The 26,936-nt window shown below is 71.3% G+C and carries 24 protein-coding genes; 12 read left to right on the forward strand and 12 right to left on the reverse strand.

Features of this window, described 5'->3' with window-relative positions; all coding sequences use genetic code 11:
• The first annotated feature begins 32 nt into the window (after positions 1 to 32).
• Genes OG959_RS22105 through iolD form a run of 6 tightly spaced genes read left to right on the forward strand, consistent with a single transcriptional unit; the run spans position 33 to position 6,428 of the window.
• A complete protein-coding gene (locus tag OG959_RS22105) occupies positions 33 to 1,031 on the forward strand; it encodes a Gfo/Idh/MocA family protein (RefSeq protein WP_326660974.1) in 999 nt (332 codons plus the stop codon).
• Entirely contained in the window at positions 1,028 to 1,888 is an 861-nt protein-coding gene (locus OG959_RS22110; RefSeq protein WP_442805608.1) for a TIM barrel protein, read from the forward strand. The genes OG959_RS22105 and OG959_RS22110 overlap by 4 nt, the downstream gene beginning before the upstream one ends.
• Positions 1,889 to 1,920: 32 nt before the next feature.
• Entirely contained in the window at positions 1,921 to 2,865 is a 945-nt protein-coding gene (iolC, locus tag OG959_RS22115) for a 5-dehydro-2-deoxygluconokinase (protein WP_326666540.1), read from the forward strand.
• Positions 2,858 to 3,733 carry a Cgl0159 family (beta/alpha)8-fold protein gene (locus OG959_RS22120; RefSeq protein WP_326660976.1) on the forward strand — a complete coding sequence of 292 codons (876 nt, stop codon included), beginning with the start codon at positions 2,858 to 2,860 and terminating at the stop codon, positions 3,731 to 3,733. The genes iolC and OG959_RS22120 overlap by 8 nt, the downstream gene beginning before the upstream one ends.
• Before the next feature lie 11 nt (positions 3,734 to 3,744).
• Positions 3,745 to 4,575 carry a 5-deoxy-glucuronate isomerase gene (gene iolB / locus OG959_RS22125; protein ID WP_326660978.1) on the forward strand — a complete coding sequence of 277 codons (831 nt, stop codon included), beginning with the start codon at positions 3,745 to 3,747 and terminating at the stop codon, positions 4,573 to 4,575.
• The gene (iolD, locus tag OG959_RS22130) at positions 4,572 to 6,428 is read left to right on the forward strand and encodes a 3D-(3,5/4)-trihydroxycyclohexane-1,2-dione acylhydrolase (decyclizing) (protein ID WP_326660980.1); all 1,857 of its coding nucleotides are present in this window, start codon (positions 4,572 to 4,574) and stop codon (positions 6,426 to 6,428) included. Before iolB ends, iolD begins: the two co-directional genes overlap by 4 nt.
• A gap of 63 nt (positions 6,429 to 6,491) precedes the next feature.
• Here the strand turns inward: iolD and OG959_RS22135 are convergent, their stop codons facing one another.
• Positions 6,492 to 7,178 carry an HAD family hydrolase gene (locus tag OG959_RS22135; protein WP_326666542.1) on the reverse strand — a complete coding sequence of 229 codons (687 nt, stop codon included), beginning with the start codon at positions 7,176 to 7,178 and terminating at the stop codon, positions 6,492 to 6,494.
• 116 nt (positions 7,179 to 7,294) lie between these two features.
• Between OG959_RS22135 and OG959_RS22140 the strand changes: the two genes are divergently transcribed.
• Positions 7,295 to 9,877 (forward strand): bifunctional FO biosynthesis protein CofGH, encoded by a 2,583-nt coding sequence (locus OG959_RS22140; RefSeq protein WP_326660982.1) that lies wholly within the window; start codon positions 7,295 to 7,297, stop codon positions 9,875 to 9,877.
• Between the two features lie 171 nt (positions 9,878 to 10,048).
• Here the strand turns inward: OG959_RS22140 and OG959_RS22145 are convergent, their stop codons facing one another.
• The 4 genes from OG959_RS22145 to OG959_RS22160 form a co-directional block, all read right to left on the reverse strand.
• Positions 10,049 to 10,981 carry an SDR family oxidoreductase gene (locus OG959_RS22145; RefSeq protein WP_326660984.1) on the reverse strand — a complete coding sequence of 311 codons (933 nt, stop codon included), beginning with the start codon at positions 10,979 to 10,981 and terminating at the stop codon, positions 10,049 to 10,051.
• A gap of 206 nt (positions 10,982 to 11,187) precedes the next feature.
• Positions 11,188 to 12,279 (reverse strand): tyrosine-protein phosphatase, encoded by a 1,092-nt coding sequence (locus OG959_RS22150; protein ID WP_326660986.1) that lies wholly within the window; start codon positions 12,277 to 12,279, stop codon positions 11,188 to 11,190.
• Positions 12,280 to 12,373: 94 nt separating this feature from the next.
• A complete protein-coding gene (locus tag OG959_RS22155; protein WP_326660988.1) occupies positions 12,374 to 13,282 on the reverse strand; it encodes an aminoglycoside phosphotransferase family protein in 909 nt (302 codons plus the stop codon).
• Positions 13,283 to 13,346: 64 nt separating this feature from the next.
• Positions 13,347 to 13,853 carry a carboxymuconolactone decarboxylase family protein gene (locus OG959_RS22160; RefSeq protein WP_326660990.1) on the reverse strand — a complete coding sequence of 169 codons (507 nt, stop codon included), beginning with the start codon at positions 13,851 to 13,853 and terminating at the stop codon, positions 13,347 to 13,349.
• 239 nt (positions 13,854 to 14,092) lie between these two features.
• Between OG959_RS22160 and OG959_RS22165 the strand changes: the two genes are divergently transcribed.
• Positions 14,093 to 15,121, forward strand: a complete 1,029-nt coding sequence (locus tag OG959_RS22165) for a S66 family peptidase (RefSeq protein WP_326660992.1) — start codon at positions 14,093 to 14,095, stop codon at positions 15,119 to 15,121.
• 23 nt (positions 15,122 to 15,144) lie between these two features.
• On the opposite strand, the gene OG959_RS22170 is transcribed toward OG959_RS22165, so the two are convergent.
• Together OG959_RS22170 and OG959_RS22175 are read right to left on the reverse strand one after the other, a co-directional pair.
• A complete protein-coding gene (locus OG959_RS22170; RefSeq protein WP_326660993.1) occupies positions 15,145 to 15,345 on the reverse strand; it encodes a DUF397 domain-containing protein in 201 nt (66 codons plus the stop codon).
• Positions 15,342 to 16,166 carry a helix-turn-helix domain-containing protein gene (locus OG959_RS22175; RefSeq protein WP_326660995.1) on the reverse strand — a complete coding sequence of 275 codons (825 nt, stop codon included), beginning with the start codon at positions 16,164 to 16,166 and terminating at the stop codon, positions 15,342 to 15,344. The genes OG959_RS22170 and OG959_RS22175 overlap by 4 nt, the downstream gene beginning before the upstream one ends.
• Positions 16,167 to 16,305: 139 nt before the next feature.
• Here OG959_RS22175 and OG959_RS22180 point away from each other — a divergent pair, with 139 nt between their 5' ends.
• Both OG959_RS22180 and OG959_RS22185 read left to right on the forward strand, forming a co-directional pair.
• The gene (locus OG959_RS22180) at positions 16,306 to 16,614 is read left to right on the forward strand and encodes a hypothetical protein (RefSeq protein WP_326660996.1); all 309 of its coding nucleotides are present in this window, start codon (positions 16,306 to 16,308) and stop codon (positions 16,612 to 16,614) included.
• 129 nt (positions 16,615 to 16,743) lie between these two features.
• Positions 16,744 to 17,859, forward strand: a complete 1,116-nt coding sequence (locus tag OG959_RS22185) for an ADP-ribosylglycohydrolase family protein (protein ID WP_326660997.1) — start codon at positions 16,744 to 16,746, stop codon at positions 17,857 to 17,859.
• 117 nt (positions 17,860 to 17,976) lie between these two features.
• Here OG959_RS22185 and OG959_RS22190 read toward each other — a convergent pair whose 3' ends face one another.
• The gene (locus tag OG959_RS22190) at positions 17,977 to 19,548 is read right to left on the reverse strand and encodes a sodium:solute symporter family protein (RefSeq protein WP_326660999.1); all 1,572 of its coding nucleotides are present in this window, start codon (positions 19,546 to 19,548) and stop codon (positions 17,977 to 17,979) included.
• A 377-nt stretch (positions 19,549 to 19,925) separates the two neighbouring features.
• On the reverse strand, positions 19,926 to 20,708 hold the full coding sequence (locus tag OG959_RS22195; protein ID WP_326661000.1) for an SDR family oxidoreductase: 783 nt from the start codon (positions 20,706 to 20,708) through the stop codon (positions 19,926 to 19,928).
• A 79-nt stretch (positions 20,709 to 20,787) separates the two neighbouring features.
• On the opposite strand from OG959_RS22195, the gene OG959_RS22200 reads away from it, so the two are divergent.
• Positions 20,788 to 21,657: a hypothetical protein gene (locus tag OG959_RS22200; RefSeq protein WP_326661002.1), complete on the forward strand. Its 870-nt coding sequence runs from the start codon at positions 20,788 to 20,790 to the stop codon at positions 21,655 to 21,657.
• Positions 21,658 to 21,800: 143 nt separating this feature from the next.
• On the opposite strand, the gene OG959_RS22205 is transcribed toward OG959_RS22200, so the two are convergent.
• The 3 genes from OG959_RS22205 to OG959_RS22215 all read right to left on the reverse strand — a co-directional run bounded on the left by OG959_RS22205 (position 21,801) and on the right by OG959_RS22215 (position 24,090).
• Positions 21,801 to 22,007 carry a DUF397 domain-containing protein gene (locus tag OG959_RS22205; RefSeq protein WP_326661003.1) on the reverse strand — a complete coding sequence of 69 codons (207 nt, stop codon included), beginning with the start codon at positions 22,005 to 22,007 and terminating at the stop codon, positions 21,801 to 21,803.
• 243 nt (positions 22,008 to 22,250) lie between these two features.
• Positions 22,251 to 23,120 carry a helix-turn-helix domain-containing protein gene (locus OG959_RS22210; protein WP_326661004.1) on the reverse strand — a complete coding sequence of 290 codons (870 nt, stop codon included), beginning with the start codon at positions 23,118 to 23,120 and terminating at the stop codon, positions 22,251 to 22,253.
• Between the two features lie 247 nt (positions 23,121 to 23,367).
• Complete coding sequence (locus OG959_RS22215) at positions 23,368 to 24,090, reverse strand: GOLPH3/VPS74 family protein (protein WP_148019213.1); 723 nt, start codon at positions 24,088 to 24,090, stop codon at positions 23,368 to 23,370.
• Between the two features lie 194 nt (positions 24,091 to 24,284).
• On the opposite strand from OG959_RS22215, the gene OG959_RS22220 reads away from it, so the two are divergent.
• Positions 24,285 to 26,825 (forward strand): serine hydrolase, encoded by a 2,541-nt coding sequence (locus OG959_RS22220; RefSeq protein WP_326666545.1) that lies wholly within the window; start codon positions 24,285 to 24,287, stop codon positions 26,823 to 26,825.
• The last annotated feature ends 111 nt before the right edge of the window (positions 26,826 to 26,936 follow it).

Consider the following 26,936-nt stretch of genomic DNA (forward strand, 5'->3'; position numbering starts at 1 on the left):
TCCACTCCTCCTCGAACCGGAGGCATTCGCGCATGCGCATCGGACTCATCGGTACCGGCCGGATCGGCACGTTCCACGCCGAGACCCTGATCGGACTGCCCGCCGTCAAGGCGGTCGCCCTCCACGACGCCGTCGGACACCAGGCGTACGAACTGGCCGTCAAACTCGGTGCCGAGCACGTCCCCGACCTCGACGACCTGCTGGGCTCCGGTCTGGACGGCGTCGTGATCGCGGCCCCCACCGCGGCCCACGCGGACCTCGTACGGGCCGCGGCCGGCGCCGGAGTGCCCGTCTTCTGCGAGAAGCCGATCGCCGACAGCCTCGCCGGGACCAAGGCCCTGCTGGCCGAGCTCGACGGCACCGGAGTCCCGCTCCAGGTCGGCTTCCAGCGCCGCTTCGACGCCGGTTACGCCACGCTGCGCGACGCCGTGGCCGCCGGCGAGCTGGGCTGGCTGCACACCGTCCGGGCCTGCACCGCCGATCCGGCGCCGCCACCGGCCGGATACCTGCCCGCGTCGGGCGGCATCTTCCGCGACTGCGCCGTGCACGACTTCGACAGCGTGCGCTGGGTCACCGGCCGTGAGGTCGTCGAGGTCAGCGCCACCGGCTCCAACCGCGGCGACTCCTGCTTCACCGCCGCCGGTGACGTCGACACCGCCGTCACCGTCCTCACCCTCGACGACGGCACACTGGTGACGTGCACCGCCACCCGGTACAACGGCGCCGGTTACGACGTGCGGATGGAGGTGGCCGGCTCCACCGGCACCCTGGCCACCGGCCTCGACCCGCACGCGCCCCTCCGCTTCACCGCAGGCGGACCGCAGCCCGGGTCCGTCTCCCACGACGGATTCCTCAGCCGCTTCCACGACGCGTACGTCGCCGAACTGACCGCCTTCACCGAAGTCGCCGCGGGCACCCGCCCCAGCCCCTGCACCGGGGACGACGCGCTGGCCGCCCTGCTGATCGCCGAGGCCGCCGACCGGTCGTGCCGCACCGGCCGGCCCGTACGCGTAGAGGAGGCGGGCCGATGATCCGCGTCGCCGGAGCCCCCATCTCCTGGGGTGTGTGCGAAGTCCCCGGCTGGGGACACCAGATGGCCCCCGAGCGCGTGCTCGACGAGATGGCCGCAGCGGGTCTGGCCGCGACCGAGTTCGGGCCCGACGGCTTCCTGCCGCAGGACCCGGAGGCTCGCGCGGAACTGCTCGCCGGGCACGGCCTGGCCGCCGTCGGCGGATTCGTCCCCGTCGTCCTCCACGACCCCGGCCGCGACCCGCTCCCCGAAGTGCGGCGCGCGCTGGCCGGGTTCGGCTCCGCACGGACCCTGGTCCTGGCCGCCGCCACCGGATCCGACGGCTACGACGCCCGCCCGGAACTCACGGACCGGGAATGGGACGCCCTGCTGGCCAACCTCGACCGGATCGCCGCCCACGCCGGTACCGAAGGCATCACCGCCACCCTGCACCCGCACATCGGCACCATGGTCGAGGGCCCGGACGAGGTCGAACGCGTCCTCACCGGCAGCTCCGTCCCTCTCTGCCTGGACACCGGCCACCTGCTGGCCGGCGGCAACGACCCGGTCGCCCTGGCCCGCCGGGCCGCCGACCGCATCGCCCACGTCCATCTCAAGGACGTCGACGCGGCGCTGGCCGCCCGCGTCCGGGCCGGGGACGTCACGTACACGGACGCCGTCCGGGGCGGCCTCTACCAACCGCTCGGACGCGGGGACGTGGACATCTCCGCGATCACCACGGCCCTGGACGCGGCCGGCTACACCGGGTGGTACGTACTCGAACAGGACACCGTCCTCGACGCCGAACCCGCCCCGGGTGAGGGCCCGTCGGCCGATGTCGTGGCTTCCCTCGCCCATCTGCGCAAGGTGACGTCGTGAGCGCCCCCGGGCCTCCGCCCGAGGTCCTGGTCATGGGACGGCTCGGCGTGGACCTCTACCCGCTCCAGCAGGGCGTGGGCCTGGCCGACGTCGAGACCTTCGGCAAGCACCTGGGCGGCAGCGCCGCCAACGTCTCCGTCGCCGCCGCCCGGCACGGCCGACGCACCGCCCTGATCAGCCGCACCGGGCAGGACCCCTTCGGCGACTACCTCAGGACCGAGCTGCGCGGTTACGGAGTCGACGACGCCCGGGTCCTCCCCGTCGCCGGACCCCCGACCCCGGTCACCTTCTGCGAGGTCTTCCCGCCCGACGACTTCCCCATCTGGTTCTACCGCCCGCCCGGCACCCCCGACCTGCAGATCCGCCCCGAGGAACTGGACCCGGACGAGGTCCGCGCGGCCGGGCTCCTCTGGGTCACCGGCACCGGGCTGTCCGCCGAACCCAGCGCCTCCGCGCACCTTGCCGCGCTGACCGCCCGCGACCGGTCGGGGATCACCGTGCTCGACCTCGACTACCGGCCTGGCCTCTGGCCCTCCCCGCAAGCGGCCGGGCCCGCGCTGCGGGCCGCTCTCGCGGGGGCCACCGTGGCCGTCGGCAACCTCGACGAATGCGAGGCGGCCGTCGGCGTACGCGATCCGGACGCCGCGGCCGATGCCCTGCTGGCCACCGGCATCGAACTGGCCGTGGTCAAACAAGGACCCGCGGGCGTGCTGGCACGCACCGCGACCGAGCGGGTCGTCGTCGCCCCCCACCCCGTCCGGGTCGTCAACGGCCTCGGAGCGGGCGACGCCTTCGGCGGCGCCCTGTGCCACGGCCTGCTCGCGGGCTGGCCACTCGAGCGGACCCTCCGCTTCGCCAACGCCGCAGGGGCCTTCGTCGCGGGGCGGCTCTTCTGTGCCCCCGACATGCCGACTACCCCCCAGGTGGAGGACATGATGGAACACGCGCACACCCACGAAGCCGCACCGCATGCGTGACGGAGCGCTCCAGACCCTGAGGGAGACCCGGGCCCTGCGGCCCGAGGCGATCCTGGAGGCGGCCCAGCGGCGCAGCCGGCGTCCGATGGTCCAGCCGTCCGGCCGGCTGATGCTGGTGGCCGCCGACCATCCGGCCCGCGGCGCCCTGACCGTCCGCGGCCGTCCCGACGCCATGGCGAACCGCGCGGAACTCCTCGACCGCCTGCTGACCGCGCTGGAACGCCCGGGCGTGGACGGGGTGCTCGGCACCCCCGACGTTCTGGAGGACCTGCTGCTGCTCGGCGCCCTGGAGGACAAGGTCGTCATCGGCTCGATGAACCGCGGGGGCGTACCGGAGACCGTCTTCGAGATGGACGACCGGTTCACCGCCTACGACGCGGCCTCGATCGAGGAGATGGGCTTCAACGCCGGGAAGATGCTCCTGCGCATCGATCCGGCCGACGCCGCCACCGCCTCCACCCTGGCAGGCTGCGCTGACGCCGTCTCCGCGCTCGCGGACCGCCGGCTGACGGCCCTGGTCGAACCCTTCTGGGTCAGGCGCGGGCCGGACGGGCGAGCCGTCAACGACCTGCGCCCCGAGGCCATGACGCGCGCGCTGGCCATCGCCCAGGGCCTCGGCCGCACCTCCGCCTACACCTGGCTGAAGGTTCCGGTGGTCGACCACATGGAAGCGGTGATGGAGGCGTCGACGCTTCCCGCGCTGCTGCTCGGCGGGGACCCTCCGGGCACCCCCGACGAGACGTACGCCTCCTGGGAGAAGGCCCTCCGGCTCCCCACCGTGCGCGGCCTGGTCGTCGGCCGGTCGCTGCTCTACCCGCCCGACGACGACGTGGCCGCAGCGGTGGACACCGCCGTCGGCCTGCTGTGAGAGGAGACGCCATGGACGGCCATCAGCCCGCGGGCAGCACCGCGCACGGCCCCTGGACCGTGGACACCGGCATGCGCCACACCGGCCTGCGGGTGCTGGAACTCGGCCCCGGCGGCTCGCGGCCCTTCGGTACGGAGGACCGCGAGGTGATCGTGCTGCCGCTGTCCGGCTCCTGCTCCGTACGCTGCGGAGCCGAGGAGTTCGAACTGGCAGGGCGCCCCGGCGTCTTCGAGGGCGTGAGCGACTTCGCGTACGTCCCCCGGCGCAGCGACGCCGTCATCAGCAGCCCGGGCGGCGGCCGCTTCGCGCTGGCGAGCGGTACGGCCGTGCGGGACCTGCCGTTCCGCCGCGGACCGGCCGGGGGAGTCCCGGTCGAGACGCGCGGCGCGGGCTCCTGTCTGCGCCGGGTCCACAACCTGGCCAGCGCCGACGGCTTCGCCTGCGACCGGCTGATCGTGGTGGAGGTCCTCACCCCGGACGGGAACTGGTCCAGCTATCCGCCGCACAAGCACGACGAGCACACCGCGGCGGAGTCGGAGCTGGAGGAGGTCTACTACTTCGAGATCGGCCGCGGCGGCTTCGGCCACCACCGGCTCGGCGGCTCCCCGCCGGGCCCCGCCGGGGAGACGGCCGAGGTCCGCACCGGTGACGTCGTGCTGGTCCCGGACGGCTGGCACGGCCCCTCCGCTGCCCTGCCCGGCTACCCGATGTACTACCTCAACGTGATGGCGGGCCCGCACGACGAGCGGGCCTGGCGGATCACCGACGACCCGGCGCACGCCTGGATCCGCGACACCTGGAACTCCACTGAGGCCACACCCTCCACGGAAGGGACATCATGACCCGGCTGACCGTCGCCCAGGCGCTGGTGCGCTTCCTGGTCGCCCAGCACACCGAACGGGACGGGGAGAGCCGGCGCCTGTTCGCGGGCTGCTTCGGCATCTTCGGTCACGGCAACGTCGCCGGGCTGGGGCAGGCGCTGTGGGAGAACCGCGACCTGACGTACTACCAGGCCCGCAACGAACAGGCGATGGTGCACACCGCCGCCGCGTACGCCCGGATGTCCGACCGCCTCTCGACCTTCGCCTGTACCTCCTCGGTCGGCCCCGGGGCCACCAACATGATCACCGCAGCGGCCGGAGCCACCATCAACCGGCTTCCGGTGCTGCTCCTGCCCGGGGACACCTTCGCCACCCGCGTCGCCGAACCGGTGCTCCAGCAGCTGGAGATGCCGTGGGCGGGCGATGTGACGGTCAACGACGCCTTCCGGCCGGTGTCCCGCTACTTCGACCGGATCGCGCGTCCCGAGCAGCTGATCGGCGCCGCCCTGGCGGCCGTACGCACGCTCACCGACCCGGTGGACACCGGCGCGGTGACGCTCGCGCTTCCCCAGGACGTGCAGGCGGAGGCCTACGACTGGCCCGAGGAGTTCCTGGCCCACCGGGTGTGGCGCATCGACCGGCCGGCTCCGCGGGCCGAGGTGCTGGCCGACGCCGTCCGGATGATCCGGGACGCCCGCCGCCCGCTCGTCGTGGCCGGGGGCGGCGTCGTCTACGCGGGGGCCACCGAGGCGCTGGACGCCTTCGCCCGCGCCACCGGAATCCCGGTCGCGGAGACCCAGGCGGGCAAGGGCTCGCTCCGGCACGGCCACCCGTCCTCGGCCGGTGCCATCGGGCACACCGGCACGACGGCTGCCGACGCGCTGGCCCGCGAGGCCGACCTGGTGATCGGGATCGGCACCCGCTACAGCGACTTCACGACCGCCTCGCACACCCAGTTCGCCGGCCCCGGCGTCCGGTTCCTCAACATCAACGTCGCCCGGACGGACGCGGTCAAGCACGCCGGACTGGCGATGGTCGCCGACGCCCGCGAGGCCCTGGAGGCGCTGACCGACGCGCTCGCGGGCTGGCAGGTGCCGCCGGAGCACCGCGCGCGGACCGCGGCCCTGGCCCGCGACTGGGACACGGCCGTGGACGCCGCGTACCACCTGGAACACACCCCGAAGCCGGCCCAGTCCGAGGTGGTCGGCGCGGTCAACGAGGCGGCGGGCGAGGACGGTGTGGTGATCTGCGCGGCCGGATCGCTCCCCGGCGACCTGCACAAGCTCTGGCGGGCGGCGGACCCGAAGCAGTACCACGTCGAATACGGGTACTCCTGCATGGGTTACGAGATCGCCGGCGGGCTCGGCGTGAAACTCGCCGCCCCGGAGCGCGAGGTCTTCGTCATGGTGGGCGACGGCTCCTACCTGATGATGGCGCAGGAACTGGTGACGGCCGTCGCCGAAGGGGTCAAGCTCATCGTGGTCCTGGTCCAGAACCACGGGTACGCGTCGATCGGGGCGCTCTCCGAGACGGTCGGCGTCCCGCGCTTCGGTACCTGGTACCGCTACCGCGAGCCGGACAGCGGGGCGCTGGAGGGCGACCGGCTGCCCGTCGACCTGGCGGCCAACGCGGCGAGCCTGGGCGCGGACGTCCTGCGCGTCGCCACGGTCGCCGAGCTCCGCAAGGCCCTCGCCGGGGCCCGGGCCTCCGACCGGTGCACGGTGATCCACATCGAGACGGACCCGCTGGTGCCCGCGCCGTCCTCCGGGGCCTGGTGGGACGTGCCGGTCGCGGAGGTGTCCGACGCCCCGGAGACGAGGGCCGCCCGGGAGGCGTACGTGAAGGCCAAGTCGGCCCAGCTGCCGTACCTCTGAGCGGCTGCGTCAGCGGCCGGGTCTCCCGCCCGTAGCGGGGCCCGGTCCGTACGCCAGGTGCGGCTACAGCGCCCGCAACGCCCGCGGGCGCGGCGGCACCGGCGCGTCCGGGGTCCTGTTCAGGAGGGCCGGGAGCTCCGTCAGCGCGTTGACGCGGAAGTCGGCGGTCTCCACCACGTCCGGGTGGTCCGCCCACCAGTACCCGCACGCGCCCCGCCGGATGTGCGCCGCCCGCAGCCCGGAGGACTTGGCCGGGAACAGGTCGCCCGCCGGATGGTCGCCCACGTACAGCGTCTTCTGCGGGTCCGAGCCGGACACCTCCAGGACGCGGGCGAAGAACTCCGGGTCCGGTTTGGCGACGCCCCACTCGTCCGAGGTGACCACCAGGTCCGCGGGCAGGTCCAGCGCCCGCAGCAGTTCCCCGGCCCGTACCGTCCCGTTGCCCGCGACCACCACCCGTACGCCCAGCGCACGCAGTTCGGCCAGCGCCGGGCGGACGTCCGGGTAGAGGTCCGACTCGTCCAGGTGCTCGCCGCGCCCGGCGGCGGCGCGTGCCTGTGAGGCCTCGGCGACGTCCATGTCGGGGCGCAGCATGCTCAGCGCGTCCGCGCTGTCCCGGCCCTGGACGACCGCGGCCCCGACCAGCGCACTCAGCGTGTGTGGCGGGACGCCGAGCCAGTTGGCCCAGGACGCCCAGTAGCGGTCGTCGCGGATGAGTGTCTCGCCGATGTCGAAGACGATCGTTTCCATCACCGGGCCGAGCCTACGGGTCGAGGGCCCTTGTGCGGCCGAGGCGCCAGGGGCGTGGGTGACCTGCGGGAGATCCGGCCGGTCACCGGCCGGCTACTCGCTCGTATGCTCGGTTCATGACCGATCCTCAGCGCGGACGCCCCACCACCAACTCCATGCGACGTGCCCTCAAGCGTGCCAGAGACGGTGTCGCCCTCGACGTGGCCGAGGCCGCCGTCCTGCTCCAGGCGCGCGGCGACGATCTGACGGATCTCGCCGCCTCCGCCGCCCGGGTGCGGGACGCGGGTCTGGAGGCGGCGGGCCGGCCCGGTGTCATCACGTACTCCCGCAAGGTCTTCATCCCGCTGACCCGCCTCTGCCGCGACAAGTGCCACTACTGCACCTTCGTCACCGTCCCCGGCAAGCTCCGGCGCGAGGGCCACGGCATGTTCCTCTCCCCGGACGAGGTCCTCACCATCGCCCGTGAGGGTGCGGCGATGGGCTGCAAGGAAGCGCTGTTCACACTGGGCGACCGGCCGGAGGACCGCTGGCCCGAGGCCCGGGAGTGGCTGGAGGCCGAGGGGTACGACGACACCCTCGCGTACGTACGTGCCATGGCGATCCGCGTCCTGGAGGAGACCGGTCTCCTTCCGCACCTCAACCCGGGCGTGATGACCTGGACCGACCTCCAGCGCCTCAAGCCCGTCGCCCCGTCCATGGGCATGATGCTGGAGACGACCGCGACCCGCCTGTGGTCCGAGCCCGGCGGCCCCCACCACGGCTCCCCGGACAAGGAACCGGCCGTCCGCCTGCGCGTACTCGAAGACGCGGGCCGGTCCAACGTCCCCTTCACCACCGGCATCCTCATCGGCATCGGCGAGTCGTACGAGGAGCGCGCCGACTCCCTCTTCGAGCTGCGCAGGACCGCCCGCGCCTACCACGGCATCCAGGAAGTCATCGTCCAGAACTTCCGCGCCAAGCCCGATACCGCGATGCGCGCCATGCCGGACGCGGAGCTGGAGGAACTGGCCGCCGCCATCGCCGTCGCCCGTCACATCCTCGGCCCGTCCGCCCGCATCCAGGCCCCGCCGAACCTCGTCGACGCGGAGTACGCGCTGATCGTCGGCGCCGGGATCGACGACTGGGGTGGCGTCTCCCCGCTCACCCCGGACCATGTGAACCCCGAGCGCCCCTGGCCGCACATCGACGAACTCGCCGTACGGACCGCGGAGGTGGGCTTCGAGCTCCGCGAACGCCTCACCATCTACCCGGAGTTCATCCAGCGCGGCGAGCCCTGGCTCGACCCCCGCCTGCTCCCGCACGTCCGCGCCCTCGCCGACCCGGAGACCGGACTCGCGAAGGAGGGCGCCATCCCGGCCGGCCTGCCCTGGCAGGAGCCCGACGAGGGCTTCAACGCCTCCGGCCGCACCGACCTGCACCGCACCATCGACACCGAGGGCCGCACCGGCGACCGCCGCGACGACTTCGACGAGGTGTACGGGGACTGGGAGGCGCTCCGCGAGGCGGCGGTGCCCGGCATGGTCCCGTCCCGCATCGACACCGACGTGAAGGGCGCCCTCGGCCAGGCCGCCGACGACCCGACGAAGCTGACCGACGCCCAGGCGCTCACCCTGCTGCACGCGGACGGACCGGCCCTGGACGAGCTCTGCCGCATCGCGGACACCCTGCGTCGTGACGTCGTCGGCGACGACGTCACGTACATCGTCACGCGCAACATCAACTTCACCAACGTCTGCTACACCGGCTGCCGATTCTGCGCCTTCGCCCAGCGCCGCACCGACGCCGACGCGTACACCCTCTCCCTCGACCAGGTCGCCGACCGGGCCGCGCAGGCCTGGGACGTCGGCGCGGTCGAGGTCTGCATGCAGGGCGGCATCCACCCGGACCTGCCCGGCACCGCGTACTTCGACATCGCGCGGGCGGTGAAGGAGCGCGTGCCCGGCATGCACGTGCACGCCTTCTCGCCGATGGAGGTCGTCAACGGCGCGACCCGCACGGGCATGTCGATCCGCGACTGGCTCCTCGCCGCGAAGGAGGCCGGACTCGGCTCCATCCCCGGCACGGCGGCGGAGATCCTGGACGACGAGGTCCGCTGGATCCTCACCAAGGGCAAGCTGCCGACGGCGGACTGGCTGGAGGTCATCAGGACGGCCCACGAGGTGGGCCTGCGCTCCTCCTCCACGATGATGTACGGCCACGTCGACCAGCCCCGCCACTGGCTGGGCCACCTGCGCACCCTCGCCAACCTCCAGCAGGAGACGGGCGGCTTCACCGAGTTCGTGACGCTTCCCTTCATCCACACGAACGCGCCCGTCTACCTGGCCGGCATCGCCCGCCCCGGCCCCACCGACCGCGACAACCGCGCCGTCACGGCGATGGCCCGCCTCCTCCTGCACCCGCACATCACCAACATCCAGACCAGCTGGGTGAAGCTGGGCACGGAGGGCGCGGCGGAGATGCTCCGCTCGGGCGCGAACGACCTGGGCGGCACGCTGATGGAGGAGACCATCTCCCGCATGGCCGGGTCGAGTTACGGCTCGTACAAGTCGGTGCAGGACCTGGTCGCGGTGGCCGAGGCGGCCGGCCGGCCGGCGAAGCCGCGTACGACGCTGTACGGGGAGGTGCCGCAGGAGCGGGTGACGGCGGCAGCCGCCTCGGACGGGCATCTGCCGGAACTGCTGCCGGTGTTGCCGCAGTAGGGCGGGAGTGGAGGCCGCTTCCGGAGTTTCGGAAGCGGCCTCTTCGCGCGCATGTTCGCGTCGATCCCGACACCCTGAACCGCTGGCTCCTGCGGGCACCCACCGCCCGGTCCGTCGAGGGCGTCTTCGCCGAGGAGGAGGCGCCCCCGTGGCGCCCCCTCGACCCAACGGTTACCGGTATCCCGCCGCGTCCGCCGGTTTCCCCGCGGCGTCGACCTCGACCAGGTAGCGCCAGCAGTCCGGGCGGGAGCCGTCCAGGTCGGTGAAGCCGTACTCCTGGGCGAGCTGCCCGCTGGACAACGACCGGCCGTTCCAGCGTGCGAGGCCGGCGTCCCCGGCCAGGGCGGCGACGGCTCGCCCCACGTACGACGGGCTCTCCGAAATGCAGAAGTGCGGCACCGTGGCCAGCGCGTCGCGCCAGTTCTCCTCGGCCACACCGAAGGCGTCCAGCATCATCTCCGAGCGCAGCCAGCCCGGGGTGAGCGCCACCGCCGTACCGCCGTGCGGCTTCAACTCGTGTGCCTGCACGAACGCCATGCGCAGCACGCTGTTCTTGACCAGGTCGTAGAAGTAGGAGTTGCGATAGTTCGCGCTGTTGTACGCGGCTGTCCCGTCGGTCATCTCGACCACGAGCCCGCCCGGCCGCCGCACCAGCAGCGGCAGCAGGAAGTGGCTGGTGATCGCGTGTGTCTCCACGCCCAGCCGGAGCAGCCGCAGCCCGTCGTCGAGGTCGTGCTCCCACACCGGCCTGTCGAACGCGAACAGCCGCTCGCCGCCCCAGATGTCGTTGACGAGCACGTCGAGCCGCCCCTGCTCGGCGTCGATGCGCTCGGCCAGCGCGCGGACCTCGTCCGGCACGAGGTGGTCGGCCGGCACCGCGATGCCGGTTCCTCCGGCGGCGGTGACGAGCTCCGCGGTCTCCTCGATCGTCTCCGGCCGGTCGTACTCGGAGCGCCGCTCCCGGGTGGTGCGGCCGGTGACGTAGACGGTCGCACCCGCCGCGCCGAGCTGGACGGCGATGCCGCGCCCGGCGCCGCGGGTGGCCCCCGCGACCAGGGCGATCTTTCCGTGGAGTGCCGGTGCCGGTGCCGAGGTGTCGGGCATGCGTCTCCTTGGGGTTCGTATCTGCTTGTTCCGCCCCGGCCCACGCAGGTCGTAGTCGGGAACCGATGGCCCCATGGTCGACGCGAAACCGGACACCGTGTGTCTTATTTCTTCGTGTTTCCTCACGCGGCTCGGTACGGGCACGGCGCTGCCCCGCACCGGGAGGGATCCGGTACGGGGCAGCGTGGTGCGAGGAGCGCTTGGCATCAGCCGACCAGCAGGTCCCGCTTCAGCGCGCGCACGTCCTTGGCGTCCAGGCCGAGTGCCTGCTTCTCGTACGCGCCGAACGAGCCGAACGTCTCGGAGATCTCCTGGAACCCGGAGTTCAGGTACGCGGGCCGGACGTCGAGCAGCGGCTTGTAGACCGCGGCCTGCGCCGCCGGCATCGAGGCGAGTGCCGCCGCGTTCGCCTCGGCACGGTAGTCGTTGGAGGCCAGGTAGTCGGCCATCACGGTGGAGCGCGGCACCCCGAGGGCCGTCAGCAGGGCGGCGTTCGCCCAGCCCGTGCGGTCCTTGCCCGCCGTGCAGTGGAAGACGACCGCGCGGGCGCTGTCGTCACCGATGCCGGAGAACACGGTGCGGTAGGCCTTCTTGGCGGTGGTTCCGCTGACCATGAACTTCTCGCCGTCGACCATCATGGCCTCGGCCTCGGCAGCCGTGGCCGGCATGGCGGTGAACGTCGGTGACCCCGCCAGCACATCCGCGACGACATGCGTCGCACCGGCCGGGACCCGGTCCGGGGCGGCGGCGCGCTCCGACTCCATGCGCAGGTCGAAGACCGTGGTGACGGACAGCCGACGCAGCTTCGCCAGATCGGCGGACGTCAGCTTGTCGAGGGCGTCCGAGCGGTAGATCTCGCCCATCTTCACCCAGTGGCCGTCCGAGGTGCGGTAGCCGCCCGCATCGCGGAAGTTGACGGCGCCCTGGAGCCGGATCAGCCGGTCGGCGAGGTGCAGCGAGCCGCCGTGCGCGGGGACCAGGTCGAACCACTGGCGGTCGGCGGCGGGCAGCCCGCGCACGGTGACCTTGCCGGCGGAACCACCGGAGGCGACGGTACGGCCGTTGGCCCGGACAGCGACGTGCCGGGTGCCGGGGGCCTTCCACTCCACGGTGTACGAACCGTCGTCGTGCGCGGTCACCGTGGCGGCGGTGAACGGTATGCGTCCGTGGGAGGAAACGGTGCCGTTCCCGACGGGGCCGTGCGGGGCGGCGGCCGCGGCCGCCGGTACTGCGAGGCCGGCCAGGAGGGCGGCGGCCAGGGCGAAGGAGGAGGCCCTGACACGAGTCATCTGCGTCATGCCTGCATGCTCGAAGGCCCTCACGTGGAGCGACACAACCCCGGGTGAACAGAGGACGAATGCGCGTCCAACGCTGTGTGAGCCGGACGGCCGGTCAGCCGAAGCGGTCGTGATCGGCCAGAACCGCCTCGATCACCCGCAGTTCGTTGTCCGCCCGCTCCGGATCCGTGCCGACGTACCCGGTCAGGTTCAGCAGCGCCTTCCACAGGGCCCAGCCCCGGGCCCGCGCCCAGGTGCCGGCGTCCTGGCCGACGGCCGCACGGAACGCCTCCCGGCTCTCGCCCCGGAACATCCCCCACGCGATCACCAGATCGCAGGCCGGGTCGCCCACGCCCGACGTTCCGAAGTCGATGACGGCCGACAGCTCGCCGTCCTGGACCAGCAGGTTGCCGGAGGCGATGTCGCCGTGGAACCACACGGGTTCGCCGCGCCATGCGGCGGCCAGGGCGGCGTCCCAGACCACGCGCGCCCGGCCGGTGTCGACATGGTCCTCCAGCGCGGCCAGGCAGCGCCGGGTCTCCTCGTCGTAGTGGGCGGGCGACGCGCCCCGGTACCAGCTGTGCTGCCCGGCGAGCGGGCCGCCCGTCGCGTCGCAGCGCTGGAGGGCGCGGACGAATTCGGCCACCTGTACCGCGAACGGTGAAAGACCGTCGATACGGGCCCGGGCGGCGGTCTCGCCCCGCAGCCAGCGCCGGACCGACCACGGATAGGGATAGCCCTCGCCCGGAGCGCCGAGGGCGAGCACCGGAGGCACGGCGACGGGCAGCGTCGGGGCGAGGCGTGGCAGCCAGTGGTGCTCCTTCTCCACGGCGGGGACGTACCCGGCGGCGGTGGGCAGCCGGGCCGTCATGGCGTCGCCGAGGCGATAGGTCCGGTTGTCCCAGCCGTCGACCTCGACGGGTGTCACGGGAAGCCCGCTCCACCGAGGGAACTGGGCGTCGATCAGGCGCTTCACGAGCGCGGCGTCGATGCCGGCGCGACCGTCGGGGTGGGGGGATGCCATCACGCGATCATCGCTCCGGACGGCGGGGCGACACAACGAGATTTCGCCCCCACCCCCGGTGGCCTCACTTCCAGGGATCGCTGAACGACCGGCCCGGCACCGGCTTGGCGATGAGGGCCACGGGGCTGAAGAAGCCGACCTGGCCGATCGCGAACATCAGCGTGGCGAGCGCCTTGGGCTCGTAGTGCCCGGCCGCCTGCGCGTACAGCGCGTCGGAGACCCGCTCGCCGTCCGCGGACGGCTGAAGCACTGCCTCCACCAGCGCCAGCGCGGCACGCTCGGCAGCCGTGAAGTACGGCGAGTCCTGCCAGGACGCCACCGACGTGATCCGCTCCTCCGACTGCCCGCCCTTGCGCAGGAAGCCCGTATGCAGAACGGTCAGGTAGGTGCTGCCGACGATCTGACCCGCGCGCAGGTGGACGAGGCCGATCGTGGAGCGCGGTACGGAACCGTTGCCGGTGACCTTGAACAGGGCAGCCGAGACCTCCGCCAGCTCGGGGACCAGCTCCGCCGGGTCCTCGGGCATCCGCGGCACCATCGGGATCTCTGCCGTGATCGAACGTGTCTCCATCGCTGTCTCCTTCGGGTCATCGCGTTGCTTTCACTGCCCTGACGAATCGCGGCAGAGAAGTGTGACCGACGACCGGGACAGACAGACCGGGGCTCACCGAGCGGTGAACGCGCCTGCCGGACACACGGCCTCCGGCCCAGGAGGCCATGGACGCGGCTGCTCTGCTGTGCCGGTACGGGCCCGGCGCTGCCCCGAAACGGCGTGGAAACCACCGCGTCGGGCGTGCCAGGATCCGGCGCATGACAGTTCGATATCCACGCCCCCTGCGCCCCGGTGACCGCGTCGGCATCACCTCCCCTTCGAGCGGCGTCCCGGACGCCCTTCGCGCACGCCTCGACGTGGCCATTCGCGATGTGGAGGCGCGGGGATACGAGGCGGTCGTCGGCCGCTGCATGGACGGCGCCGGTCATGTCAGTGCTCCTGCCGCCGACCGCGCCGCCGAACTGATGGCCATGCTGACGGACCCCGACATCAGAGCGGTGGTGCCGCCCTGGGGCGGGGAGATGTCGATCGACCTGTTGCCCCTGCTCGACTGGGACCGGCTGCGTGACGCCGAGCCGACCTGGCTGGTCGGGTTCTCCGACATGTCGACCGTCATGACGCCGCTCACCCTCCTCACCGGTGCGGCGACCCTGCACGGCAACAACCTGATGGACACGCCCTACCGGGCGCCCGAGGGACTCCTGTCCTGGCTCGACATCGCCGCCGCTCCGCAGGGGCACCCCTTCACGCAGTCCCCGCCCGACCGCCACCGCGCCACGGGCTGGGACGACTACCGTGCCCGGCCCGAGGTGAGCGAGTACACGCTCGATACGCCCGGCAGGTGGACCAGGCTGGACGCCGACGGTGACGTGGAGGTCGAGGGGCGCCTGATCGGGGGCTGTATCGAGACACTCTGCAACCTCACGGGAACGGGCTACCTCGACGTCTCCGCCTTCGCGCGTGCCCACGCCCCGGAGGGGCTGCTCGTCTATGTCGAAGCGGGCGGCGACGAGGCCCTCACCATCTGCAGGAACCTGCACGGGATGCGGCTGGCCGGCTTCTTCGACGCGGCGAACGCCGTCCTCGTCGGCCGGACCTCGGCACCCGACGCCGCCTCGCTCACCCAGCACGAAGCCGTTCTCGACGCGCTGGGCCCGCTCAACGTGCCGATCATCGCCGATGTCGAGTGCGGCCACGTTCCGCCGTACCTGCCGATCGTCAACGGAGCGCGCGGCAGGCTCGTGCACACCCCGAACCGGAGCGAACTGACCCAGACACTGGACTGACGCCCCGAGCCGGCCGGCAGGTGTCAGCGCCTGGCCGCGTACTCCACGAACGCGGACCAGGCGCCCGGGCCGAAGACGAGCACGGGTCCGGTGGGTGTCTTGCTGTCGCGGACGGGGACGAGGGCGGGGAAGGTGTCCGAGACCTCGACGCAGTTGTTGGCGCCGCCGTCGCTGTAACTGGACTTGCGCCAGGCCGCGGTGGAGAGGTCGGGGATTCGGCTCATGATCTGTGCTCCTCCAGGACACCCCTGATGAACGCGGTGGAGTCCGGCGGGGGCAGCGCCAGATCCCGGAGCCGATCGTAGGACAGCCGGTAGCGCGTCACGGCCGCCGGATCCTCGATCAGCTCCGCGCATCCGTTGCCCTCCGTATAGGCAACGGCGCTCGCGTCGTCCTGCCAGAGCAACGTCAGGGAACCGTCCATCAGATGGTGCGCCCCGGCGGCGAACGGCAGGACCTGGAGGACGACGGAGGCTGTCTCGCCCATGTCGATCAGATGCGTCAGCTGTTCGTCCCAGGCCTTGGGGTCCGTGACCGGCCTGCGGAGCGCGTACTCGTCCATGATGATCCGTACGGACGGAGCCGGTTTACGGTGCAGCAGCTGCTGACGTCCCATGCGGGCTATGACCTGCTCCTCCACCAACTCGGCCTCGGCGTCGGTTTCCTGGGCGCCGGACAACAGCACCCGGGCCACCTCCTCCGTCTGGAGCAGGCCCGGGATGCCGAGCGTGAACAGGTGCATGATGCGAGCCGTCGGCTCCAGCCGCATGAACTCCTTGTACCGGTCCTTGAAGACCTCCTTGCGCGCCACCTTCCAGAGCTGCACCAGCAGGCCCCCGGAGTCGTAGAACCGGTCCAGGTCCTCCATCACCGCGAGCTTGGACAGGCGTTGGCTGACCTCCAGGCGGTAGAGGTAGCTCTTGTCGTAACGGGTCTCCTCGGCGAGCTGCCCCAGCGACAGGCCCGCCTTCTCGCGTAAGTACCGAAGGGCCCTGCCGAGCGCGGCACGGCCCGACTCGTCGTCCGTGGGGGTGAGTTCGGTCATCGGCGGCCCTCCGTTGTCCTGCGCGCGGGCAATCGTGTCTGTCTTTCCGAGCGTACGGCGGGCGCGTCATCATCGGGTCACGATCCGTCACCGTCACCCGTCGGTGGGACACAGCGCCCGCCGGCCGTCAGGAGCAGTCATGGCCGACCTTCCTCCCCGCCTCCTTCCCTGGGCCTCCCCGGAGGGCAAACCGTGCTGGCTCAGCACCGACGATCCGGGGAGCCTGATGTCACGGCTGGCGGACGACATGGAGGACGAGCAGATCGAGTGCGGCGAGCAGGTGTGGGCCGGGTCGCGGGCCGTGCTGGCGGACCGGGCGGCGGGGGAGCGGGCGGTGCGGTTCGCGCTCACCCGGGCGACGGAGTCGCTGGGGGACCTGCTGCGGATCGCGCAGAGCCGGGGGCACCGGATGCAGCGGCAATCTCCGGAGAATGCCGCGCAAAACTGAACCGAACCAGCTACTCCGTACATACCGTTCCGCCCCCGGCGACCCCGTACCCGTTCGATTACAGTGCTGCGCAGTCACCGCACAGTCGCACACGGGAACGAAACCGACGGACCGACGGGAAGGGGCACGGTGAGCTCAGCGACCACAGCTGTCTGGGGCCGTGCCGAGCAGCAGGACTTCCGCAGCCGGGTACGCGGCGCACTGCTCGGCGGCGCCATCGGTGACGCGCTCGGCGCGGGCGTCAGCACGCTCACGCTGGAGGAGATCCGCGAGGCCCACGGGGCCGACGCCGTCACCGACTTCGTCGCCGCGCACGGCGGGCGCGGCTGCGTCACCGCTGTCACCCAGCTCACCCTGTTCACCGTCGACGGGCTGATCCGCGCCCAGGTCCGCCGCGACACCGGCGCCTGGCACCCGCCCACCGATGTGCACCAGGCCCATCTGCGCTGGGCCGCCACCCAGCACGACTGGGGGCCCGACGAGCGGCGCAAGGACAACGGCTGGCTCGCCGCGCAGGAGTGGCTCTACAGCCGCCGCGCCCCCACCCGGGAGTGCCTGGGCGGCTTCGGTGACACCGTCATGGGCACTCTCGACCGGCCCAAGAACCCCACCGCGCACGACTCGGCCGCGCTCACCCGCTCCGCCCCGTTCGGGCTGCTCGTCGGCTGGGAGCCGCAGCTCGTGTTCCAGCTGGCCGTCGAGTGCGCCGCCCAGACCCACGGCCATCCGACCGCCCTGCTCTCCGCCGGCGCGCTGGCCGTGATCGTGCACGGGCTGGCGCGCGGCGAGACGCTGGACGGCTCCGTGCAGCACGGGCTGGCCCTGCTCGCCGAGCGGCCGGGCCACGAGCCCGTCACCGAGGCGCTCCAGCAGGCGCTCGGCACCGTGCGCCAGGGCATTCCCGGCCCCGCCCTCATCGAGTCGCTGGGTGCCACGGACTCCGCCGAGGAGGTCCTCGCGGTGGCCGTGTACTGCGCCCTGGTCGGTGAGGACATCCGGCACGGGCTGCGGCTGGCCGTGAACCACGGCGGGCCGTCCGCCGCCACCGGGGCCCTGTGCGGGGCGCTGCTCGGCGCGCTGCACGGCGAGACGGCGCTGCCGCCCGCCTGGCTGGCCGAGCTGGAGGGGCGCGCCACCCTCCTGGAGCTTGCCGACGACTTCTCCATGGAGATGACGCAGGGGCCCGCCCTGCACGGTCCGGCCGCCGCCGCACCGGGCTGGCTGGCCCGCTACCCGCGCGGCTGAGGCTCCCGGCAGGGAAGAGCGGCTGAGGCTCCCGACAGGGAAAAGGGGCGGGCCGTACGTACGGAAGCCGCCGCATCCGTACGTACCACCCGCCCCCACCCCGTACAGCCGCAGGCGTCAGTCCTTCACGCCCTCCACGACCGCAACGTCCTCGGGACCGCCCTGGGCCGGCACGGTCGCACCGGCCGCCGGGTCGTCGCCGTCCGTGTTGATCCGCTCGATGATCGCGTCGCGCTCCGGGGTGTCCTCCGGCTTGATGAAGCCGATGACGATGTAGAGCACCAGCGAGATCGCCAGCGGCAGCGCCACCTGGTACTGCAGGGCGACGTCCGTCTTCACCGAACCGTCGAAGTTGTAGTTGGTGAAGTAGAACGCCAGCAGACCCGCCGCCCAGCTGGTGAGCGCCGCCGTCGGCCCCGACTTACGGAACCTGCGCAGCAGACCCAGCATGAACGGGATCGCGATCGGACCCATCAGACCGGCGACCCACTTGATGACGACCGAGATGATGTCCTTGAACGTCGGCGAGTTGATCTGGGTGGCCAGGGCCATGGACAGGCCCAGGAAGCCGAGCGTGGAGAGCCGTGCGGCGAGCAGACCGGCCCGGGCGTTCCAGGTGCGGGCCGACTTGGAGAGGACCGGGGCGATGTCGCGGGTGAAGACCGCCGCGATGGCGTTGGCGTCGGAGGAGCACATCGCCATCGTGTGCGAGAAGAAGCCGACGACGACCAGGCCCAGCAGACCGTGCGGCAGCAGCTGCTCGGTCATCAGCGCGTAGCTGTCCGAGGCGTCCGGCTTCTGCGCGTCGACGAGCAGCGGGGCGCACCACATCGGGAAGAACAGGACCGTCGGCCAGACCAGCCACAGGACGGCGGACAGCCGCGCCGAGCGGGTGGCGGAGGCGGCGGAGTCCGTGGCCATGTAGCGCTGGGCCTGGTTCCACATGCCGCCGTTGTACTCGAAGGTCTTGATGAACAGGTACGCCAGCAGGAACGTCACCGTGTACGGACCGGCGGTCGGGTCCGTGTGGCCCTCGGGCAGCTTGTCCCAGACCGTCCACAGGGTGCTGAAACCGTCGAGCTTGCTCATCGCGGTCACGAGCATCGCGATGCCGGCGAACAACTGGATGATGAACTGGCCCAGTTCGGTGAGCGCGTCGGCCCACAGGCCGCCGACCGTGCAGTAGATGGCCGTGATGAGCCCGGTGATGAAGATGCCCTGGGTCAGGGTGATGCCCGTGAAGACGGAGAGCAGGGTGGCGATGGCCGCCCACTTGGCGCCGACGTCCACGATCTTCAGCAGCAGACCGGACCAGGCGAGCGCCTGCTGGGTCGGGACGTTGTAGCGGTTCTTCAGGTATTCGAGCGGCGAGGCGACGTACAGCCGCGAGCGCAGCCGGTTGAGCCGTGGGGCGAAGAGCTTGGCGCCGATCCCGATGCCGATGGCGATGGGGAGCGACCAGGTCACGAAGGACGTGACGCCGTACTGGTACGCGATGCCCGCGTAGCCGGTGAACATCACGGCGCTGTAGCCGGACATGTGGTGCGAGATACCGGAGAGCCACCACGGCATCTTGCCGCCGGCCGTGAAGAAGTCGCTGACGTTGTCGACACGCTTGTGGGACCAGAGTCCGATCGCGATCATCACGCCGAAGTAGCCGATGAGCACGACCCAGTCGAGACTGTTCATGTGCCCCCTCCTGGGGTCCGCCTTGTGAACGGGTACGCACTTCGTCAGTACGGCCGTTCAGCGGCGTCCCCGTGCGGGAACGGGGACTTCGGGGATTGAACCGCCTGTTCGGTACCTCGGTCAAGGTCTTCAACGGTCAGGGATGTGAACGCGGATCAGTAAGCCGAACGATTTTACTAGTTCTTGACCTACGAAAGCGTTGTCGTGAACGTGACGGCGGCCACACGATGAGCGGGCACTTCGTCAGGCTGTGCAGAGAACCGAGGAACGTCAAGGAACGCCGAAAGACCGCACGGGATGCGGGTCCCGTGCGGCCGAGAAGGAGGAGAACTGAGCTTGCCGAACTCCCTGCGGAGCGTGCGGGTCGCGCCCGCCCGTCAGCGCATCAGCTCGCCTGCGTTGACCAGCAGGGACTGCCCGGTGATCGCCCGTGCCCGGTCGGAGGCCAGGAAGACCGCGGCCTCCGCCACATCGCCGTCCGTCGCCAGCTCGGGCAGCGCCATGCGTTCCGAGAGCCTCCCCAGCACCTCGGACTCGGGCACCGCCTCGGTGTGCGCGGTGAACTGTACGTAGGCCTGCACCGGCGGCCCCCACATCCAGCCCGGCAGCACGGTGTTCACCCGGATCCGGTGCGGTCCGAACTCCCGGGCCATGGAGTACATCGCCGAGGTCAGCGCACCCTTGGAGGCCGCGTACGCCGCCTGCCGCACCTGGGACGGCGCCGCCACCGCGGACTGCGTGCCGATGACGACGACCGAGCCGCCGCGCTCCTTGAGGGCGGGCAGGCAGGCGCGCGTCATCCGCAGGGTGCCGAGCAGATTGACGTCGACGACCGCCTTCCAGGTGTCCAGATCGGCATCCTCGACCCCGCCGAAATAGCTGTCCCAGGCGGCGACATGGACCACCGCGTCGATCCGCCCGAACCGCTCGACGGCCAGCGCCGCGAGCGCCTCGCACTGCGCCTCGTCGGTGATGTCGGTGGCCAGGTGCGCGGTGTGCAGCCCCTCCGGATCGATCTCCGCGGCCGACTTGGCGAGATTGGCCGCGGTCCGCGCCCCGAGGACGGCGTTGCCCCCGTCGCGCACGACCGTGGCCGCGATCTGATGCCCGAGCCCGGCGCCCACCCCGGACACGATGACGGTCTTCCCCGTGAGCAACATCGGCGCCTCCCGGCTCTGGAACTTCTTCTGACGGGGCGTCAGAGTAGGTCCCTCCGGCGGAGTACGGAAGGGGAACGGCATGGGTGAGGGAACGAAGCCCGAACAGGAGCGGGGCGGCGGGACGCGGAGTGAAACGTACGCCGAACTGGCCGCACTGGGGCCGTATGGAGTCCATCCCGGCCACGCGCTGATCACCATGGTGGAGCCGCACCCGGGCCACGAGTTCGCGTACAACCGATGGTATGAAGATGATCATTACTACGCAGGCGCGATGGCGATGCCCTGGATGTTCTCCGGCCGGCGCTGGGTGGCCACCCGGGAGCTCCAGGAGCTGCGCTACCCGGACAAGTCCGCGATCGCGCAGCCGGTCGGCGCCGGGTGCTACCTGTCCACGTACTGGGTGACGGACGGGCGCTACGACGACCACATGAAGTGGACCGTCGGCATCAACAAGCGGCTGAACCGCGACGGCCGGGTCTACCAGGACCGCACCCACGTCTTCACGGCGTTCCAGGACCACGAGGCTACGGTCTACCGGGACGGGGCCGCGGGGCCCCGTGACTTCCACGCCCTCGACCATCCCTACCGCGGACTGGTCCTTGAGGTGATCGACGCCGAAGGGCCCGGGCAGCGGGCCGAGTTGCTGGAGTGGCTGCGCTCCCGGCATCTGCCGAAGCGGCTGAGCGGGTCGCCCGCGGCGATGGTGACCGTGTTCCGTCCCACGCCGTTGCCGGGGGACCGGATGACCTATGTGAAGCAGGTCGAGGGCGTCGACACCCGGCTGACCCTGCTCTGGTTCCTCCAGGAGGATCCGCGAGCCTGCTGGGCGGAGCACTTCGCCGGGCTCGACGCGACGGTGGCGGAGTCGGGTCTGGGACGGGTGGAGCTGGTGGCGCCGTTCATCCCGACCGTGCCGGGAACGGACCGGTACGTCGATCAGCTGCGCTGAATCGGGCGGCGGGTGGTGCCGTGCGGTGGCCGGGCTCCCCGCGGTCGTGCGAGGAGCCCTCTCGGCCAGGACGGCGAACCGGACGAGAGGGCTACCGGCTGCACCTGAGTCGGTGCGGCGGTGCGGCGTAAGGGAAACATCGGTCAGGCGGAGACGGAGCCCTTGGCGACGTCGCGCACGAACGTGTTCCAGGCGCCGGGGACGAAGGTCAGCGAAGGGCCTTCGGGGGCCTTCGAGTCACGTACCGCAATCGCCTGCACAAGAGGGGACTTGACTTCGACGCAGGCGCCGTTGCCCCCGGAATACGACGACTTCGTCCAGTTTTCCGTAGCACCCTGACGAATGGCCATGTTCACTCCGGTTCAGAGAGTTGTGTGAGCGCCAGCGGATTCCCCGGTGGCGTGATCGACGCTACTCGCCAAGCTCCCCGAGTGAAGGGGCCGTTCACTCGACCGGATGGTATATACCATGCAGGTCTTCCGCTCTGAGGTGGCGACGGTGTACCGTGCCGTCGCCTCACCCGTAACATCACTTCATTTCTCTCATACCGGACTTTGTGGGCTGGCTGGTTTACATGCCCGTCCAGCTGGAGTTCACCCCGTGTTCAGGCGGGTGTACTCCTTCGCGATCCCGTCGATGAAATGCCGGGTCTGCTCCACATTCAGCGCCTGTGCCCTCAGGTGCTCGTACATGACGCTGTACCGCTGCACGTCATTCGCCTTCTCCAGATAGAGGTCGCTGGTGACGCCCTCGATATAGACGACGCTGGAATCCGCGGCGTCCGGGAATTCCAGAATGGCGTACTGCCCGTTGATGCCCGGGTGCGCCCCCATGTCGAACGGCAGTACCTGGACGGTCACATGCGGCAGGTGCGACAACTCCACCAGCCGCTCCAGCTGCTCGATCATCACCTGCTTGCCGCCGACCAGCCGGCGCAGCGCGGACTCGTCGATGACCGCCCACAGCCGCAGTGGGTGCTCGGGGGCGGTGATCCGGTCCTGGCGGCGCGAACGGACGCTGACGCGCTTGTCGATGTCCGTCGGCGGGGCCTCCGGCAGCGCGCCGTTGATCAGCGCCTCGGCGTACTGCCGCGTCTGCAACAGGCCGGGGATCACCTGGGGTTCGTACACCCGCAGCGACTCGGCGTCGGTCTCCAGGCCGATGTAGACGCTGTACGGGATGTCGCCGAAGGCATGCCACCAGCCCTGCTGGCGGGAGTCCTTGGCCATCTGCATGAGCGAGTCGACGATCCGGACGTCCTCGACCTCGTACACCCCGCAGAGGTCGCGTACGTCGCGCTGGCTGATGGAGCGGCGGCCGTTCTCCAGGCGGCTGATCTTTGACTGCGAGACCAGCAGCCGCTCCGCCACCTCCTCGGCCGTCATGCCCTTGATCTCGCGCAGTCGGCGCAATTCCTGACCCAACCGGCGTCGCCTGACGGTGGGATTGACGTTGGACGGCACGGAAACGGCACCTCCGGCTATGTAGCTGTGCGTATCTACTGCTCAGCAGATTGCCACCCGTGGGCCCGGCCGCGCTGGAAAACGGCCACACGCAGCAACGCGGGGCAGCCGGTGGTACCGGCTGCCCCGCGCTTGGTGCGGCTCCCGAACCGGGTCTGTGGGGACGACGGCGCGGCGGTGTTCGGTTGTTGCGGTGGTGCGTTGTGGTGCTCGGCGGTGCATGTGCTGCCTCGACGCCCGTGCGGCCTCAGTGAGCCACGGTGTGCGCCATGCTGTCGCGGCGTGACTGCGACTGCACTTGCTGTTGCAACGGAACGCCGGCCGCCTGGTTGCGGCGCGGTTGTGCGACGGCCCCGTTCTGGACGTCCATGACGGCGTGCGCCACGAGACCGCCCATGGGGTCGTGTCTGATCAGGTCCCGGAGCCGGGAGCGCGATGAGCGCCCCTCGTTCCCGGGGTACAGGTGCTTGCCGAGTCCGACCGCGTGGGCCAGTGCGGCGAGCGCCGCGGTCCGCGGGTCCGGCGGTACGCCGGTGCGGATCGCACTGTCCAGCCGGGCTCTGATGTCCCGGCTGATTGCCGTGTCCGTCGCCTGGTAGCGAGTCGTCGGCAGCACTCCGCACATCTGGCCCGCCACGGCATGCACCATGCCGCACCGCTCCAGATGAGCGAGGTAAATCTGGCGGAGCCCCAGCCGGGGTCCGCCGATCCAGTGGACGGCCCGGACCGGGCTGCCGCGTCTGCGCAGCAGTTCCAGTGCGGAGTCCAGAGTCGGATCTCCTGTCGGCCGTGGCATCACCACGGCGATACGATCCCCATCAGGGGCTATCCGTCCTGCCAGAGCCAGCTCTACTAGCTGTGCCCCGGCCAGGCCGAGGTCGAGCGACTGCGGCTGCGCTGTGGTACCCGTGGTCGGGTCCAGAGCGAGCAGCAGAAGCTCCTCCGGAATTGTTCTGCGGCTCCTGCCCATCCATGCCTCCCCGCGTGGATGAGTGACAGGGTGACCCCTCTCACATCTGTCTGTCGAGGGTGCCTGGGTGCTTTATACGGGAACCAGTAGGTATGTCGTTCTCGTCTAGCAGCCCGGCCAAGGGTTCACACGGGACACTGGTAGATGGTTCGGACAGCGCGGGGATGTCCCCGCGCCGCATGGAGGAGGCATCGGTGGCGGGCGAGTCCCCCGACAAGTCGGAGCAGCAGAAGTCGTCGGGAACGACTCGGAGCGAGACCGATCCGCGTCTTGCCGTGTTCCGTGAACCCGCCTCTCCGGCGGAGTCCGGAGGCGGTACGGACACGGCGACGGCGGTTTTCCGCACGCAGCGGTCCGAGCCGGAGGGGCCGGAGGAGTCGGACGGCGCCGAGGGTGCCGAGGGCTCCGATGGCGGCGAGGTGGGTGTGGCCGAGGGCGACGGCGGAGCGGACGAGTCCGCTGACACGTCCGTTGGCGGGTCCGGTCCGGACGAATCCGCTTCGGACGGCTCCGCTTCGGACGAATCCGAGGAGTCGGATGCGGTGACTCCTCAGGAGCCCGAGGGCGCCGAGGGCGCCGAAGGGGTCACGGAGGCCGTGGAAGGCACTGAGAGCCCGGCAGAGGCCCCCGAGGCCGCTGCGGACGCTGCGGAGGCGCCGGCGGAGTCCGAGGAGCCTGTGGAGGCTGTGGAGCCTTCCGAGTCCGCGGAGTCCGCGGAGGGCGAGGAGGGCGAGCCCGCCGAGCCTGCGGAGGCCGCGAAGGACGAGCCCGACGAAGAGCCGGCCGAGGCCGCCGAGCCCGAGGAGGGCGATGCGCGGCTGCGTGCCGCCGTTGCCGCGTGGGTGTCCAAGGGCGACGACGCGGCCGATGGTGCTGCGGAGCCGGAGGCGCCGGCGGAGTCCGAGGCGCCTGCGGCGTCGGACGGTGAAGACGCGGCGCCCGAAGACGACGGGACGCCGACCGACACCGCCGAAACCACCGACACCGCCGATACCGACTCTGCCGATACCGACGCGGACACCGACGCCGCCGATACCGACGACGCGTCCGAAACCGCTGCCGACACCGCTTCCGACGTGCGCGTTCCCCGGACCCGCGAGGAGTCCGGCGACGAGGCGCAGCCCGCCGCGGACACGCGAGGAATCGATCAGGCGACAGCCGTCTTCAAGGCGCCGAGGCTGCCCCGCGTCGACCAGCCGACGACCGCGCTGAAGATCACCCCGCCGCCGGCGGAGCAGAAGCCGAAGCCCGGTCCGGAGACCGGGGCGAAGCCGGAGGCCCCTGCCGAGCGGACCAGCAAGTTCGTGAAGCTGCGTGCGGACGACGTACGCCCGGCGCCCGCACCCCGCACCCCGGAGGCGGCCGCCCCCGCGACCCCCGGCGCCGCTCAGCAGCAGCCCGCCGTGTCGCTCAGCGGTGCCGAGCGGACCCGGCAGCAGCCGATGCCGCCCCGGCCGCCGCTCGACCTGCTGGCGGAGCTGACGAACACCCCGCCGCCGCCGGAGACCCCGGTCCGCACCGCCGTGCGCCGGGTCAAGATCTGGACCCCGCTGGCCATCCTGCTGCTGATCATCTTTGCAGTCGTGCAGATGGTGCGGCCGTTGCCGGCCCCGGCGCTGACGATGACGGCGGAGTCCGCGTACACCTTCAAGGGCGGCGACCTGAACCTCTCCTGGCCCGAGCAGGGGCAGTCGGCGGTCACCGTGGACGGTGTCGGCTCGCTCGGTTCGGCGGGAGCGCAGAAGCCGGCGCCCATCGCCAGCGTCGCCAAGATCATGACGGCGTACGTGGTGCTCAAGGAGCACCCGCTCACCGGCAAGGAGCAGGGCGAGAAGATCACCGTCGACCAGCAGGCGGAGGACGAGTCCAAGCTGGGCGACGAGTCCACCGCGCCGATCAGCCAGGGCCAGGAGTTCACCGAGAAGCAGCTGCTGCAGCTCCTGATGATCCCGTCGGGCAACAACGCCGCGCGCCTCTTCGCCCGCTGGGACTCGTCCGAGACGGAGTTCATCGCGAAGATGAACGCCGCGGCCAAGGACCTCGGCATGACCGGCACCACGTACACGGACCCGAGCGGGCTGAAGAAGACGACGGTGTCCACCGCCGCCGACCAGCTCAAGCTCGCCAGGGCCGTGATGCAGAACGAGGTGTTCCGGGAGATCGTCGACACCCCGCAGATCAAGATCGACGGAATCGACGGGACGATCTACAACAACAACTCGATCCTGCTGGAGCCGGGTGTGAGCGGCATCAAGACCGGTTCCTCCACGCCGGCCGGCGGCAACCTGGTCTGGTCCGCCAACACGGTCGTGGACGGCAAGACGCTCTGGATCTACGGCGCGGTCATGGGGCAGCAGGCGGGTACCGGCCAGCCGTACGACAGCCTCGTGATGTCGCTGAACAACAGCCTCAAGCTGATCCAGGACGCGCAGAAGGCCGTGACGTCCGCCACGGTCGTGAAGAAGGGCGACGTCGTCGGATACGTCGACGACGGGTTCGGCGGCCACACTCCGCTGGTCGCGACCGGTGACCTCAAGGCGAAGGGCTGGGCGGGGCTCAAGATCGAGCTGTCCGTGAAGGGCGACGGCGAAGAGATCTCGCGCAGCATGAAGGCGGGCACGAAGGTCGGCGTGGTGACCGTGGGGACGGGCCCCGGAAGGGTCAGCACCCCGGTCGCCCTCCAGGAGGACCTGAAGGACCCGGGCTTCGGCCAGAAGCTGACCCGGATCGGCTGACGCTCCGCGGACCCGGCCCGGAAGGGCCGGGAAAGCCGGGGAAGGGCCCGGGAGGACCTGGGGTGCGAGGCACCTCACGGCTCTTCCCGGGCCCTTTCCGGGCGGTGACGA

This window comes from Streptomyces sp. NBC_00385, from assembly GCF_035917155.1.
Taxonomy (GTDB): Bacteria; Actinomycetota; Actinomycetes; order Streptomycetales; family Streptomycetaceae; genus Streptomyces; species Streptomyces poriferorum.